The sequence below is a fragment of the Fortiea contorta PCC 7126 genome (assembly GCF_000332295.1).
Classification (GTDB): domain Bacteria; phylum Cyanobacteriota; class Cyanobacteriia; order Cyanobacteriales; family Nostocaceae; genus Fortiea; species Fortiea contorta.
Genome location: NZ_KB235930.1, coordinates 183323 through 199483, shown reverse-complemented (window position 1 = coordinate 199483; position 16161 = coordinate 183323). Strand labels below are relative to the sequence as shown.

Annotated in this window: 11 protein-coding genes and 1 tRNA gene; 6 read left to right on the top strand and 6 right to left on the bottom strand. The window is 41.6% G+C overall.

Translation table 11 applies throughout. The annotated features are described in order from the left end of the window. Positions 1–43 precede the first annotated feature (43 nt). Positions 44–1609, bottom strand: coding sequence for a hypothetical protein (locus tag MIC7126_RS0101000; RefSeq protein ID WP_017651249.1), 1566 nt, complete (start codon positions 1607–1609; stop codon positions 44–46). 396 nt (positions 1610–2005) lie between these two features. Between MIC7126_RS0101000 and MIC7126_RS0100995 the strand changes: the two genes are divergently transcribed. From MIC7126_RS0100995 to MIC7126_RS0100985, 3 genes are all read left to right on the top strand, one after another. After that, positions 2006–3415: a FecR family protein gene (locus tag MIC7126_RS0100995; RefSeq protein WP_017651248.1), complete on the top strand. Its 1410-nt coding sequence runs from the start codon at positions 2006–2008 to the stop codon at positions 3413–3415. Positions 3416–3578: 163 nt separating this feature from the next. Next, positions 3579–4220, top strand: coding sequence for a YqiA/YcfP family alpha/beta fold hydrolase (locus tag MIC7126_RS0100990; protein WP_017651247.1), 642 nt, complete (start codon positions 3579–3581; stop codon positions 4218–4220). A 105-nt stretch (positions 4221–4325) separates the two neighbouring features. After that, a complete protein-coding gene (locus MIC7126_RS0100985; protein ID WP_017651246.1) occupies positions 4326–5474 on the top strand; it encodes a histidinol-phosphate transaminase in 1149 nt (382 codons plus the stop codon). Between the two features lie 8 nt (positions 5475–5482). Here MIC7126_RS0100985 and MIC7126_RS0100980 read toward each other — a convergent pair whose 3' ends face one another. Further along, positions 5483–6037, bottom strand: coding sequence for a hypothetical protein (locus tag MIC7126_RS0100980; protein WP_017651245.1), 555 nt, complete (start codon positions 6035–6037; stop codon positions 5483–5485). A gap of 692 nt (positions 6038–6729) precedes the next feature. Further along, entirely contained in the window at positions 6730–7347 is a 618-nt protein-coding gene (locus tag MIC7126_RS0100975) for a GNAT family N-acetyltransferase (RefSeq protein WP_040629922.1), read from the bottom strand. Between the two features lie 1041 nt (positions 7348–8388). Between MIC7126_RS0100975 and MIC7126_RS0100970 the strand changes: the two genes are divergently transcribed. The 3 genes from MIC7126_RS0100970 to MIC7126_RS0100960 all read left to right on the top strand — a co-directional run bounded on the left by MIC7126_RS0100970 (position 8389) and on the right by MIC7126_RS0100960 (position 13071). Continuing rightward, the gene (locus tag MIC7126_RS0100970; protein ID WP_017651243.1) at positions 8389–11880 is read left to right on the top strand and encodes a response regulator; all 3492 of its coding nucleotides are present in this window, start codon (positions 8389–8391) and stop codon (positions 11878–11880) included. A 74-nt stretch (positions 11881–11954) separates the two neighbouring features. Continuing rightward, a complete protein-coding gene (locus MIC7126_RS0100965) occupies positions 11955–12947 on the top strand; it encodes a cell envelope integrity TolA family protein (protein WP_017651242.1) in 993 nt (330 codons plus the stop codon). Between the two features lie 53 nt (positions 12948–13000). Beyond that, positions 13001–13071 (top strand) — tRNA-Gly (locus MIC7126_RS0100960). A gap of 34 nt (positions 13072–13105) precedes the next feature. Here MIC7126_RS0100960 and MIC7126_RS0100955 read toward each other — a convergent pair. From MIC7126_RS0100955 to MIC7126_RS0100945, 3 genes are all read right to left on the bottom strand, one after another. Next, positions 13106–13540: a hypothetical protein gene (locus MIC7126_RS0100955; RefSeq protein ID WP_017651241.1), complete on the bottom strand. Its 435-nt coding sequence runs from the start codon at positions 13538–13540 to the stop codon at positions 13106–13108. A 397-nt stretch (positions 13541–13937) separates the two neighbouring features. After that, positions 13938–14978 carry a serine/threonine protein kinase gene (locus MIC7126_RS0100950; protein ID WP_017651240.1) on the bottom strand — a complete coding sequence of 347 codons (1041 nt, stop codon included), beginning with the start codon at positions 14976–14978 and terminating at the stop codon, positions 13938–13940. A gap of 262 nt (positions 14979–15240) precedes the next feature. After that, complete coding sequence (locus tag MIC7126_RS0100945; RefSeq protein ID WP_017651239.1) at positions 15241–16131, bottom strand: alpha/beta fold hydrolase; 891 nt, start codon at positions 16129–16131, stop codon at positions 15241–15243. Positions 16132–16161 lie beyond the last annotated feature (30 nt).

Sequence of the window (16161 nt, the reverse complement as noted above, 5' to 3'; positions counted from 1 at the left end):
TTTCTACGATTTGTTGGAGAAACAAAATGATAAATAACAAATGTTAAAACTGCCCCAAATCCCAACTATAATTGAGACTAAAAAACCAGCCATCATAATCAATATTGGGAACAGTGGAGCCACCAAAAGTAACCCCACCTTGTAAATTCATACTACTGCTGTCAGATACTCGATAATTTATATGCCCAAATAATCGATGGAATGTATCTGCTCTTGCGTCTGGACGCTGTGTAAAATTGGATAAATTTAATTGATAATTTATACCAACTTGTAGCGGCTTTTGCAGATAATAGCTTAAAGAAACCCAAAAAGAATTGATAATCCGATTACGACTTTCTGGGTCGGCAAAATTGACGCTAAGTTCGTAGAAGCTATCTAACATTAATTTAGAATTTAAAGGATCTCGCCGTCCCAAAGACAGCCGTACCGAACTTTCATTTAAAAAGCGATCGCCGGCGCTGAAATTTTCTCCATTATTTTTAGCATAGAATAATTGCTGATTGCTAAAAGCAACTTCTCCATACATCCGCTGTGATAGCTGTCGGTAAAGACTCAAATTAAATCTCAGTTGATTGTAATCATATATTGATTGATTTCCATAACGAATTAGATAGCCGTCAATTGACCCATTGATATAAGTTTTGGGATTCAAGGGTAAATATGCAGAGGCTAATGTTAACCCATAAAACATCAAGCCATCTTCTATCGGATCAATATCAGAAGAAAAAACATTATTCGTGTGAAAATAACCAATACGTCCTTGTAAATAGCCTACGGGTTTAAATTTATCTACCGGCTTTTCTTTCGGTGGAGGTGGTGCTTGTTCCAGAGGTGGTTGTGATCTTTGTCGCACCCGCAACCCCAGTTCTAGCTGTTCTTCATAACTAGACGCAGGTGAAGGCTGTTTTTGTCGGAGTAATTGCTGAAGTTTCTCTAGTCTCCGTGTATAATCTGCTTGAGGCTGATCTAAAATTTGTTCTATTGGTTGTGTAGAAGGCTTGGGAAAATTGCTCGGTTGTCCTTCCAGTTGCGGTGGGTTACTCTGCGTTTTTAGATTTTCAGGGTTCTCGACTCCTGTGGAATTGGGTTGAGGATTGGGTTGTATTGAGGGGGTTGAATCAGGCTCAGAATTTGCCGGTACTTGTGAATATAAACGCCCCAACTCTCTCGGATGATTGCACAGATAATCTTTGCAGTAGCTATTCAAGACTGGAATGTTAAAAGATGAGTGTGAGGTGTCGTTCAACCCAGCACATTGACCAAAGCAACTTTTCTGCTCACTTCTGTCACCCAATTCACCGAGACTCTGCTTTGGCAGTTCATAACGATAACTAACTGCACTATGATTTAATTTAGAGTTTGGTATTATACACGAGTTCCGCTGTGATAGCTCAAAATATTTTGTATCTGACTTTGACTTTTGGCACGGATGCTCACTGAGTTGTGAGTTGGGCAAATAGTATGATTTTAATTCCCAGTCATTTTGTAGATTATTAAATCTATCTGAACTTGCAGCCCTTGCTTCACTTACCCCGATGCCAAACAGGCTGACACCACTGGGAGTTAACAAAATTGCAAACAACAAACTTGTCCAGCTTTTGGATTGCATCGTTAGTGACGTTAATCGTGTTTGGCAAGCGTAGAGCCGCAAGCTGTGTCAGAAGTTCCCGTCAGGAACCAAAATTTTCTGCTCAACTTTATCCCTGATGTTTCAACTACTGTTGTAGGAGTAATGTCTGACTATACTATTAGTGTTTAGACTTATTAATCTAAAAAGTTACATATATTTATTTTGTTTATCCGTAGCTTGCGTAGCTTATCATGTAAAATTACTGTAAAATTAAGCAGACATAAAATACATACTTGTTGTATCAATTAGATTGACACAAATCAAGTATTTAAGTCAAAAATTGCATACTTAAGTATAAAAAATAACATTTAATTGGGGTTTGCATCTACTTTCAACTGGTTGGTGATCAGTTAAAGTTCCCGAATCTTTATAATCATGTTTCGTCATAAATTTTTCCCACTTTTGGTGATTGGTTTATGGGGAGTAATAGCGTTGCATTCGCCAAATAAGGCTGATGCAAACATCCCCCTAACGCGAGCGGAGATTCAGAATCTCCGTAACTTAGTGCAACTGATCATGAAAAATAATCAGCAGACCCGCCCTGCGCGCAGATCAGATGCCATAATTCCCGGAGATGGTTTGTCTACCGGTCGAGCTTCTCTAGCAGAGTTACGCTTTAACGATGGCTCTTTAGCAAGGGTGGGAGAGCAAGCTTTATTTCAATTTTTGCCAAAGACGCGCAATTTTCAACTAAACAATGGGACTGTGTTGCTGCTAATTCCGCCAGGACAAGGGCGAACACGTATACAAACGCCCAATGCAGCAGCCGCAATTCGTGGTTCAGCATTGTTTGTCCGCTACGACGAAAAAACAGATACTACTGTTTTAGGTGCGCTGACAAACAGTGGAATTGAAGTTTCTAATAAAGAAGGTTCTCAACGTCAGATGCTCGAAGCAGGGCAGCTGATGGTTATTATTAAAGATAGATTTCAGGGCTTGTACGACTTTGATTTGAGAAATTTCTACGAAACTAGCGATTTAGTTCAAGGACTTGATCTGACTAGGCAAAATCTCAAGCCAGCGCCAGATCCAGCGATCGCCAGTGTTCAAGCAGAAACCGCAGCAGCCGTAGCAGCACAATTACCAATTAGTGGTAAAGGTGTAGTCAATAATCCAGCTTTTTTACAACTCAGCACTGCTTCCAAATCATCTGCTACTAATACTGAAAATAGCACTACATCAAACTCATCAAAGAAAGATATCTCAATAGACTCTTTTATAGACACAGGACAAGTCCTCTCGAACCCTCAGCGTCCATCTGTGACTGAGGAAGTGACGCCTACAAAACCTCAAGATTCGTTAGAGGAAAAACCACTAGAAAAGCCTCCGGAAAAACTCCCTGAAGAAAAGCCCACTGAAAAGCCCCCGGAAAAACTTCCCGAAGAAAAACCACCTGAGAAGCCTCCAGAGAAGCCTCCAGAGAAGCCTCCAGAGAAGCCTCCAGAGAAACCTCCTGAGAAGCCTCCGGAAAAACCTCCAGAAAAACCTCCAGAAAAACCTCCAGAAAAACCTCCAGAAAAACCTCCAGAAAAGCCTCCAGAAAAGCCTCCAGAAAAACCTCCAGAAAAACCTCCAGAAAAACCTCCAGAAAAACCTCCAGAAAAACCTCCAGAAAAGCCACCTGAGAAGCCTCCAGAAAAGCCACCTGAGAAGCCTCCAGAAAAACCACCGGAAAAACCACCGGAAAAACCTCCAGAAAAGCCTCCAGAGAAACCACCTGAGAAGCCTCCAGAAAAACCACCGGAAAAACCTCCTGAGAAGCCTCCGGAACGACCAACTACATGAAACTTTGATGTCTTCTCTGTAATGGGGCTATCAGCGTAAACTAAACTTTGTGTAATGTCAGAGAAGTAAACTCAACCCACTTCTCTGACATTGTTTTACAGACCGATTGCCAAAAAACCTTTGTGTTTATACTTTTTCGTGATGAAATTACGAAAAAAATTTGATGGTTAAGCAGTATATCTACTTACACGGCTTCGCTTCTAGTCCTTATTCTGCTAAAGCGCGATATATTAGCGATCGCTTTACTCAGATTCAGACAAAGTTGACAGTCCCCGATCTCAACGCAGACGATTTTCTTAACCTGACAATCACTCGTCAACTCTCTCAAGTTGCGAAGGAATTTGCTGACGATTCTGTCTGTGTGACACTAATCGGCTCCAGCTTGGGCGGGTTGACTTGTGCCCATCTGGGAGAAAAATATGTGCAGGTAAATAAACTAGTGCTGCTAGCACCAGCTTTTGACTTTTTATCTCATTGGTTGCCCCAGCTAGGAGATGAAGCGGTCAAGCTTTGGCAACATGACAAATATCTCATGGTTCACCATTATGGGGAGGGGCGCTCACTCCCCCTAAGTTATGATTTCGTGACAGATGCGGCTCAATATCGAGAAGAAACTTTGCAACGCCCTATCCCTACTCTAATTTTGCATGGCAAAAAGGATGAAGTCATACCTGTTGCGGCTAGTCGTGACTTTGCGCGATCGCGTCCTTGGGTAGAATTAGTGGAACTCGACAGCGATCATAGCTTGAGTAATGTGATGAGTGAAATTTGGCAGGCAATTTGTCTGTTTTGCCAGTTACCTTGACGCTGTAAAATATTAAACTCTTACATGACCAATGTCCCTAGTCATTTGTCCGACGCCCGTTACCAATGACTAATGACCAAGGACAAATGACTATTGACTGAAACTATGATTCCATTTATTCGACCAGATTTAGCTAAGTTTACCGCTTACAAACCCCATCCCAGTAGCAGTACCACCGAAGCAGTCGCAAAGCAGCTCGATCGGCTAGATACGAATGAAAGCCCATACGATTTACCACTTGAGCTAAAAGCAAAGTTAGCTGAGGCTTATGAGCAAATAATAGAGACAAATCGTTATCCGGATGGTGGACATGAGACATTAAAGGCAGCGATCGCTGAATATGTCAACGAGTCGGCAACCCTAGCTTCACCCTCAGTTACTGCTGCTAATATTTCTATAGGTAATGGTTCAGATGAACTCATCCGCTCTTTGTTGATTATCACATGTTTAGGGGGACAAGGAGCAATTCTCGCTGCCAATCCTACTTTCTCGATGTACGCAATTTTGGCACAGACGTTAGGCATTCCCGTAGTCGCGGTGGCTAGGAATGAAACTAATTTTGAAATTGACTTAACAGCAGCACAAAAAGCGATCGCCCAAACTCAAAATCCGCCGATTCGCGTGGTTTTTGTGGTTCATCCCAATTCTCCCACTGCTAATCCTTTGACGACAGCCGAGATAGCATGGCTGAAAAGTCTGGGTGAAGAGATTTTAGTGGTAATTGATGAAGCTTATTTCGAGTTTAGCCAAAATACTTTAGTGGGAGAATTGACTCTGCGCCCTAATTGGTTGATATTACGTACTTTTTCCAAAGCGTTCCGGTTAGCAGCACTGCGTGTTGGCTATTCTATCGCTGATCCAGAAGCGATCGCTATCTTAGAAAAAGTTCGCTTACCCTACAATCTTCCCAGCTTCTCCCTCACAGCAGCAAAACTGGCTTTACAAAACCGCCAGATCTTGCTAAAATCTATTCCGCAAACCTTAGCTGAACGAGACAAACTCATTCAACTGCTATCTCAACACTCAATATTGCAAATTGGGGAAAGCGCTGCTAACTTTATTTATTTGCGTGTCCGAGAACAGGGTGCTGACCCGCACAGCAGTATTTTAAATAATCTACATGATAAGCTCAAGATATCCGGCACTTTGGTACGGCTATTGAATACCGGATTAAGAATTACTATCGGAACTCCCGAAGAAAATGCACGCACCTGGAATCACATTCAAGTCGCTTTGGCAAATTTCGACTTTTAATAATTCACTCAATAATTAAATCTACTGTCTCCTTCGCCACCCAAACGGCGTACTATACCGACCGTTTGTGGTAAAACACCGACTAAATGAGCAAAAGCTATATCCGGTAAATGGGCTACCGTTTCTGGTGGAAAATATTGTTCAAATTGATCGAGAATTTTCTGGACTCGTTGTGGTGCTACCGGATTTTCAGTAATTTGTTTGATCAACCGAATCCATTGTCGCCTGATTAAGTAAGCCTTCTGGCGTTCCTCATAGGATTCAGGCGTCAATAAGGACAGATTACCGATTGGCAGTACCCTTTGACAATCACAATCGTAATTCCCACCTACCGCTGCTCCGGGCCCAGCAAACTCTGCATGGTAGCGTTTAAAAAGAATTAATCCATTCCGTCTGCGACTATTGATTATAAACACCTTTCCAGTTTGCAAAAGTGAGAGGGTGTCCGAGCCTTGAGATTGCTCAGTTCCATCTGGCATGGCAAAATGGGCAAGGAATGTGGTATCAGAATAATAAGTTGATATCATAGCAGTCTGATAGCGTCGGCGCTCTTCGCTATCCATGTTTTTTCAAACTTGCTAATAGTTGGTTAATAGTAAGCACTTAAAACCAGGATTTGAAGTTAAGTAAAACGAAATTTTTGATTTTTCTTCTTATCCCGATTTTTTTAGTAGGCCTATCTAAAATTACGGACAATACGATTGTTCAATAATTTAGTAATCATATTTTATGAGATTTAACTGCATTTGTCCTCCACTCCAGCGGACTTTATTTTAAAGTTTCTATAAAGATGAACATTGCCAATACAAAGTTTTTATAAGGAATTTATGATTTTTATGAAGATAGTTTTGTGTAGTATCTCTTTCGTTATACCCCTGCTAATATTTATTTTTAATTAAAGAATATTAATTTACACCGAAGTGGTTAATTATTTGTAATTTAGTAGAGTCAATAGGATAGTGTTTCTTTTTGAGAAAGATACTATATTTCCAGCAGCCTTCACAATATCTGATGTAAAAATTAAAAATAGTAAAACATAAAAGCTAAATTAGTAGACTAAGGTTTCAAGAAAATTATGATGATAAATCTTCAAAAACGCGATTGCACGAAAGCCGCCGACATTGACACGCTAATGTTTAACATTATTGAAGCTAAAGATTAAGCTAAGTTACGAAATTAATTCTCATTAGCAAAAATTTGTGTATTCGCACTCTGGTAGTTCTCAAATCACAAGATAAAATCGCTCAGATACCATTTAGATACTGGGTTCAGACCGCAAATACTTGTGCAAGAATAGCTGGTGTGAATATTTTAAAAGAAACATGTTCCAAGTAGATTCAACTTTATAAACCTGATAGCCCTGTTTAAAATAAAGTTGTCTAGCATGATAGTTCTTTTCCAAAACGTGGAGATACAAATCTTGATATCCCCATTCCCGACAAAATTTTTCACAATTTGTCAGCAAGCCTGAAGCCACACCGTGTCGGCGATATTTTGGGCGAACGGCTAGATTAGACAGGTACGGAAAAGTTTTACCTACTGTTGTCCATGAGTCACTCAGACGCAAACCCAGTTCCACAGTTCCGACTAAATTGTTAGTTGCACTCATAGTGGTATCAATAGCAACCAAGCAAACATGATGGGGCGCAGGCGAGGCCAGTCGGTGCTTTAAGTCTTCGTAGATACCCAAACGGAGAACTGGAAAAGCCCATCCCCATATACCATTTTGGGAGTGAAAGCTTTCCGCAATGACTTGAGCAACATCAGTCAAATCAGCAGGTGTAGCCGCGCGGATGTGAAATTGGCGATCAATTTGCTTGGCGGCGGGTGTGACTGGCTCTTGGTGATAGGGGTGAAAAAACCAGGATGTCAAGGCTAGCTCAGTGTTGATTTCATACAGTGGAAATTTTCTCAAATATCATAAAATACTATCAAACTAGTATGGAAATTATCAGATGCTGAGAGCATTAAACTTGGAGCGGTGTCATCTGTGCTCCAATTTAGTCAAAATCAAGTATGAAAATCCTTATTTCCTTATTTTTCGTCTTTAGCTCCCAGCCTTTGTCTTGAAGATAGTGCTTGCTTGTGCTGGAAATAATAGTGCGACACCTTAATATACTGTATATGGATGACGTAGGTTTTTTAAGGTGATAACATACTCTGCTCCTTTGTGGGCAGTTTATTCAGAATTTACGCAATTGTCTTTCAGGGTCGTAACTACCGTCAGCCTAAAGCTGTTGAAGGATGAAGATAAAGGATGAGGTATGAAATTACTCCAACGATTCTCGGATGGGGTACTCTTGATGGAAGAATTTAATTTTTTTCGTCCATGCTGCTTTGTATGAATTCATACTTTATACTTCATCCTTGATCGCAGCCTTGGCTAGAGTAACAGGACAGTGGGAAAAATTTTCCGGGCAAAGTTAGTACTTTGTGGGCGATCGCTTCCCTACCTCTTCACTGCTAAATTAAGTACGGGTATTTTTTTTATCGTACACTTTGAGGTTTAAATTTTATTGTTGTAACATTGCCATCTCTATCATGAGTGTCATAAATAAAATTTACCTACAAGTGTTAGCGCTACTGCTACAACGGGAAAACTTAATATGCAGCGACAGATGGTTTTTTCAGCCAAGCTTGAGTGCTGCTTATTGTTTTGGAGAGTTCTCGCCGGAGGTGAGGGAAAATTTGATCAGCCAGTATCCATTCTGTAACACGCTTACTACATATCCGATTAATTGCTCTGCACTGGAGCGAATAGCAATCATTACTAGCCGTCGAGACAAATTACTGTGAGTAAATCCTCCCACACTCAGCAGTCATGTAACCAAACAGTCCTATTGGTCAAAATGCTCTGCTCTTACCTGATCAGATTATTCTTTATCCAACTGCCGTTGCAGCAGGAAAGCGGTGCATGAAATCCCAAGCAAACAGTAAGCCGAAAATATTGGTTGTCGATGATGAACCAGACAACCTGGATTTGCTCTATCGCACTTTTTATCGTGACTATAAAGTGCTGAGAGCAACTTCTGGGCCTGCGGCGCTGGATTTGCTCTCACTCGAAGGAGAGGTTTCAGTGATTATCTCTGATCAGCGAATGCCGATAATGAGTGGTACAGAATTTTTAAGCCTGACAGCGACTCAATACCCAGATATTATCCGGATTATTTTAACTGGCTACACTGATGTGGAAGATTTGGTGGAGGCGATTAACGCTGGCAAAGTATTTAAATATGTCACTAAACCGTGGGAAGCTGAGGAACTAAAGGCGGTGGTACGCCAAGCTTTAGATACTCACAACGTTCTCAAAGCCAGAACTTATGAACTCACCCGGACGTTACGCCAAGAATCGCTGCTGAATACTGTTACGAATACAATTCGCAGTGCTTTAGATTATCGGCAAATTTTGCAAGCGATTGTCAATACTGTGGGTCATATGCTGGAGGTAGATGTTTGTCTGTTACGTCCTTTTCAGGACGAGCGGTTGAGTGAGGAGGGGTTTATCTACCAGAAAGCGAATAGTGAGGAAAATGGGACTGCTTTATCTTCTTTTCCCGCTGCTTCTTTATTGGCTCAAACTGTCTGGGAAACCCGCGAAGTCCAGGTAATTAGTAATGTGGCGGATGATGAGCGCATTCAGAGAGATGTGGTGGAATTACGCCAACGCTCTGTAGCTTTTGCTACTGCTAATATTTGCTCTAGCTTAATTGTACCTTTGATTTGCCAACAGGAATTAATGGCAGTACTGGCGCTACATCAATGTCAAAAGCCGCGGATTTGGCGGGATGACGAGGTACAGCTGGTTTCGATGGTGGCGGATCAAGCTGCTTTGGCTTTGTCTCAAGCCTATGCTTATGAACAAGTGCGTGCTCTGGCGAAACGAGAGGCTTTAATTAATACAATTACGACGGCGATCCGTTCTAGTTTAGATCCGCAAGATATTTTTGCCGCGATTACGGAACAATTGGGCCAAGCTTTACAAGTTGATGGTTGTGTGCTGTCTTTGTGGACTGAGGAAGATGAGTTTGTGCAGTGTGTGGGTTTGTATGAAAGTTCTCCCAGTCTAGAGGATGCTGTTGAACTAACTCAGGCAGAAGATTTAGAGGATGACTATAAATTAAGACACCGATTACCTGATTCTCAAGTACCTATTAGAGAAAATCCTGTTTTACAAGAAATATTGCGGACACATGAACCTGTGGTAATTGCGGATATGAGCAGTTGCTATTCAGCGCTCAAAGGGTTTGATTTGCCTTTAAAAATGGCGGCGCGATCGCTAATGGTTGTACCGTTGTTGGCTGATGGTAAATGTATTGGCAGTATTACTCTGCGCGTTGGTAGTCAAGTTAGACTGTGGCTAGCGTCAGATATTGAACTGGCTAAAGCTGTGGCTGTACAAGCAGCGATCGCTGTGCAACAATCTCATTTGTATCAAAAGACACGAGAACAGGCGGAGCGCTTGTTGCAATTAGACAAGCAAAAAACTGAATTTTTCCAGAATATTTCCCATGAATTCCGCACACCCATCACCTTGATTCAAGGGCCTTTAGAATCGGCGGTGGGGACGGGCGAGGGTTTATCTCATGCCCAAAGTGCGATCGCTCTGCGTAACTCCCGCCGTTTGTTAAGATTAGTCAATCAACTGTTAGATTTGCAACGGTTGGATGCAGGGAGAATGCAGCCGAATTTTCGCCCATGCGATTTAGTGGAATTTGTTAGTCAAATTGTCGAGTCATTTCGCCCATACTGTGAGAAAAAGGCGCTCAGTCTCGTGACAGAGTTGGGCGTCTGTCCGCCTGTTTATTTAGATATGGAAAAATTTGACAAGGTGGTGTATAATCTACTGTCGAATGCGATGAAATTTACGCCGGAAGGTGGAACAATTACTGTTAAGGTGTTATCAACAGGCGATCGCTGCACCTTACAAGTACAAGATACAGGAATTGGCATTGTTCCTCAACAAATTCCCCAGCTATTTGAGCGTTTTCGCCAAGCTGAAGGTTCAGAGAACCGCTCCTATGAAGGTAGTGGTTTAGGTTTGGCTTTAGTCAAAGAATTAGTAGAACTCCACGGTGGTACAGTAACTGTGGATTCAGTTTACGGAGCAGGTACCAGTTTTACTATTGAATTGGTAACAGGAAATAAACACTTACCTCCAGAACAATTACTAGAAACGCCTGCAGAACTGAAAACAAGCCGTGCTAGTGTGGAATTGGCTGATTTAGAATTAGTAGAGCCAATCACTGACGGTGAAGGGATTTCATCGGTCTTATCTGATGAGCAGGAATTGCAGGGTAACGGCAATGCTAGTTTAGGGAAGCATCAACACTTAATTCTAGTTGTAGACGATAACCCAGATTTGCGTGCTTATGTATCTGAGATTATTCGCAGTAATGGTTATCGAGTCCAGACCGCTCGCAACGGTGCTGAGGGATTTTACATAGCTCAAAAAACCTCCCCCAGCTTAATTATCAGTGATTTAATGATGCCAGTGGTAACGGGACTGGAGATGATTGAGATGATCCGCAATCAGGATAATCTCAAGGGTATACCCATTATTTTACTCACTGCCAAAATAGATGAAGAAACCCGCATTGAAAGTACGGAATATGGTGCGGATGCTTATTTGGCGAAACCATTTAATGATCGAGAACTTTTGGCTGAGGTGAGAAATCTGTTGGCATTGAAGGAAAATGAGCGGCGGGTTGTAGAATTAAATACTTATCTGACAGAATCTGTGCTGAAGCGGTTTTTACCGCCTGCTTTGGTAAAAAAAGCGGCGACGGGAGATTTGACACTGGATTTACGACCGGAACCCCGTTTGATTACGGTTTTGTTTAGTGACATAGTTGGTTTTACTCAGTTAGCAAATACTCTCAGATCCCGGCGCGTGGCAGAGTTATTAAATGAGTATTTAGAGTCCATGACCAAGACTGTGTTTGATAACGGTGGAACTGTAGATAAATTTATGGGCGATGCGATTTTAGCTTTGTATGGAGCGCCGGAAGAATTGACCCCGAATGAACAGGTACGCCGTGCTATCAATACAGCCAGAGCAATGCACAAATCTCTGGCGGAGTTAAATCAGCATTGGCGAAATCAAGGGATATTTGATGCTGATGGACACGCTGGGGTCAAGTTTCGCTGCGGTATTCACCAGGGTACAGCTGTTGTGGGGATGTTTGGTAGTGCGGAAAGAGCTGATTATACTGCTATTGGCCCTAGTGTGAATATTGCTGCTAGGTTGCAGTCTGCTGCTATTCCGGGTACTATTTTGGTTTCTGCTGCTGTGGCAGATTATTTGCAGGATGAAGAGATTACTAAGGTCAGTCCTTTAGAACTTAAGGGAGTCGATGAAACAGTTTTGACTTTTGCGGTGACACCAGAGGTGATGGTTAATCGGTAAAATCAGACTGGAGTAAGTCGGTTGGCGCGAATAAAGTTAGAGGCTGTCAAAATACTTTATACTTCATACTTCAGATGACACCAACGTCTGCGGATACAACTTTAAGTCCAGATCAAGACTGGAGGAGACGCTCTGATCCACCGGGAATGTGGGTTGCGGTAGTGTTAGGTTCAGTTGCATTGCATTTGTTGGCATTTTGGCTGCTCCGTTCCTATCAGTTCAGCTCATTATGGCAACAGCAGAGTGAATCGACGATCGCTGTGGAGTTGATCGATATTGATGCTCAACCACAACCAAAACCTACAACCAAATCTGTATCACCCAAGCCAGCAACCACAACTGAAAAGTTACCGCAGCAAGGTGTGACTACAGAAAAATTAACAGTTAAACCTGCGCCGATCAGTGAAGATGAAAGAGCGATCGCTCTGGCGGTAAAACGTCAACGAGAACTCGCTGCACAACAAGAGCGGGAATTAGCGGCTTTGCAACGAGAATTAGCGGTACAGCAACAAAAGGATTTGGTTGCACAACAGCAACGAGAATTAGCTGCACAACAGCAACGAGAATTAGCTGCACAAAAACAACGAGAACTAGCTGCACAAAAACAACGAGAACTAGCTGCACAACAGCAACGAGAGAACACAAATAATACTACTGAGAATCAAGAACCGTTAGCACCACCAGCAGATGCAGCAGGGGGAACTTTAGTTGCAACTTTGGTAGGGGAACCGCAACAGGGAGAACGGGATAGACACACTAACCCAGCCAAAATAAAACCTAACAACCAACCATTTCCTAAAGGTCTGGAGTACGTTAAGTTTATTGAAAAAAAACCTGGTGAACCTGTAGAAATTACAGCGATTTTGACGATTTCGGAACAAGGTAAACTGGAGGGTGTAGCGATCGCTGATCAGTCGATTCGCCCTGACGAAAAGAGCGAATATGAAGAGTTTATCACCAATGAAGTTCTCAGAGGCTGGGAATTTGAGCCTGCCTATGACAACGATCCGCAAGACCCAAAACCCAGTAATCTCACAGTCCGGATTCTCATTCAGCCTTTACCTTGAGAAATACTTGATTTTTTGCTAGTGTCGTGTTATGTTTTTAAAGTTGGAAACTTGCGGGCGTAGTTTAGTGGTAAAACTATAGCCTTCCAAGCTATTAATGCGGGTTCGATTCCCGCCGCCCGCTTGAAAAATATTGAGATAGTGTTGATGTCTCTAAATCAATCCCATGATCGCGCTAGCGGATCAATTGGTATATCTGAATCAATCTCAATGATAGTAATTTTGGCGTTCTCAACCACCGTATTTCCCATGATTGTATTGTGCATTGCTTCAAACTTCGATTCTTCCTCAGCAATGCGTTCATAGTGCAAAATCACATGGTAGTGCTTGGTAATTGGCTCTCCAGAGTCTGAGCGCTCTACTGTGTCCCAATCTATATTTTGTTGTTCTTGTGCTCTGCGGCGATAGTCATCAGCTAGCTGCTCTAAAGCGATGGCGATTGCGTGTTCCTTTGTTTGACCGTAGCACCGTAGATCCTCCCCAGAAGAATCATTCAGGGATGGTGATATTTGACAGACATACTGTCCATTTTTTTGAGGTAGTACGGTAATGGAAATGCTTCCAGTAATCTGATCAGGGTTGATTTCAGTCATGTTAACCGCACTGAAAAATTGAGGATAATCTGCTCGTGATTAAATTGTAAGCGATCGCGCTATCTGGCTGTTTCCTACTGGCGTTTTTTGATTTTGACGATTGGTAATAATTCAGACGGAATTTAGTTAGCAAAAACAGAGATTGCTTTCTCAAACTGCGGTTTGCTTTCTCATTTCAGTAGATTTAGCAAGCAAAAGCAGAGATTGCTTTCTGATTTCAGTAGATTTAGCAAGGGAATATAGAAATTGCTTTCTCAAACTGCGGTTTGCTTTCTGATTTCAGTAGATTTAGCAAGGGAATATAGATATTGCTTTCTGGTGTTGCTGAATTGCGATATAAATTTAAATGTAGAGACGCAAAATCTTACGTCTCTACAAATGATTTTGAAAAGTTCAATCAGCAGCGCTTAGAAACTAGCTGAGAAGATTGACATTCATGAGTTTCTAATACTTGTTGAGCGAGTCCTCCTGGTTGAGCGATTATCCAAGTTGTTCCTGCTACAGCAAGTGTTCCCATGGTTGCTAGTGCTAGCATTGTTGTGCTTTTTCTCAGTTTTACTACGGTGGCTAGCATTTCTATTTTAGTACCACCAAAAACGGGAATGGGTTGGAGTGTTTTGAGTGCAATTTCTGCGTTAGGGTAGCGATGTTTACGGTTGGGTTCTACCATTTTCATTAACCAAGCGCAGAAACGCGGATTGATGTTTGGGACTAATTTATGGAAATTAAAGCGCAAGTTTTCATCAATTAACTTACCAATATCTACGGCGCGGGTATGGGTGAGTAAGCAAATTAATGTTGCTCCTAAACTATATAAGTCTGATGCTGTTGTGAGGAAATCACCAAACTGTTCTTCTGGTGACATAAATCCTGGAGTACCTGCAGATAAGCTACTCAGAACTGTTGTGATATCTTGTTTTTTCGCCAAACCAAAATCAATTAAATAAGTTCTTAGATGTTGGTCAACTAAAATGTTTTCTGGTTTGATGTCCCGATGGATAATAGGAGCAGTTTGGTTTTGCAAATAAACCAAAATTTCTAAAATTGACAAGGCGATGTGTTTGATTTGTTCTGGATGGAAGTTGTGTTTTGCTCCTAATGATGGAGCGTTTTTATATTCTTGTACCAAATAAAAACCCGCTGGTGTTGTGAAAGAAGCTACATAGTGGGGAATGCGGGGATGATGCAATTGTTGCAAGATTTGGATTTCGTGTTCATAAGCTTGCAAACCTGAACAGTCAGGAAATGTTTTAGCAAAACAGAATTCTTTAATCACTACTAGTTGATGGGAATTGAAAGCATGAGCTAGATAAATAATGCGTCCTGCTTCTCGGTTGCGTCCTAGTTCGCGGATAACTTGATAACCTTTTTGAAAAAAATGTTGGTGGTTATTGAAGGAAATATTCTCGTCATATCCATTTCGCACATCAAGTCCCATAGATTCACACCACTTGATTTTGATTTTCTCAAAATAAATTGAGACAATAACAGGACTTACGCAGGTGGTATTTAATATTCGTTTCCAAAGTCAAGAGTCAAGTTTTTTAAAAGTAAAACTTGGAACGATTTTTCTCAAAAAATATGACACTTGCGTAAGTTCAAAATAAGGGGAGTTTATCCAGATTGTTAGCAGCTTTTTCATACCTGAGAAACAAAGATGCATAGACATCTACTTACAAGATGTCTATGCATAAAAATCATCACCTTTGAGCTAGCCAATCCACAATCTGGTTGTTGACAACTTCTGGGACTTCATCATGGGGACAATGACCGGCGTTGGGAATGGGGATAATTTTGATTGGTTTACCATTCTTTTGCGCCTCCTCGTAAATCTTTGCTCCTGTGATGGGTGTCCAAGGGTCGTCAGCACCCCAAATTATTAGTAGAGGACGTTCTACTTTGGGTAAAAGTTCCTGGGGACTGGGGCCAGGAGGTGCTGACAGAATGGAAGCAAAAACTTGTTGTGCGCCTGGTTCGCAAGCGGGAGTATAAAGTAAATCAACTAGTTCATCAGTGACGGCGGCGCGATCGCGGTAGACTTGGTAGAGAGTGCGACGAATTTGGCTTTTTTGGCGAATGCGGTTAAAAATGAGCTTGCCTGTGATGGGCGATCGCACTACTCTATTAAAAGCTGCCATAACTATTCTCAGTGGTGGGTTTAATTCATGGGGACGATGGCTTAAACCGCCTGCAGAATTAATTAAAACACCACCAGCAGCAATTTCTGGATGTTCTGCTAATACTATCAAGCTAATTAATGCGCCGATAGAATTGCCAATAAATATAGCTGGTTGTTGGATATGTGCTGTCCAAAAATCTTTGAGCAACTCTACCCATACTTCAATTGTGTAATCAATGGGTGCTTTTTCTGAACCACCAAACCCTAACAAATCTATAGCAAATACTTGATAACCAGCATCAGCTAAAACGGGAATATTTTTGCGCCAATGTCCAATAGATGCGCCAAAGCCATGAACTAATACTAAGGGTTTTCCTTCACCCATGACAGTGTACTGAATTCTGTAACCTTGCCAAGTCCAAAGGAATTTTTCTAACTTAGCTGGAAATAGCTGCTGGCTAGTTAAACTCATTATTATGATTCCTAAAGTATTGTTTTTATA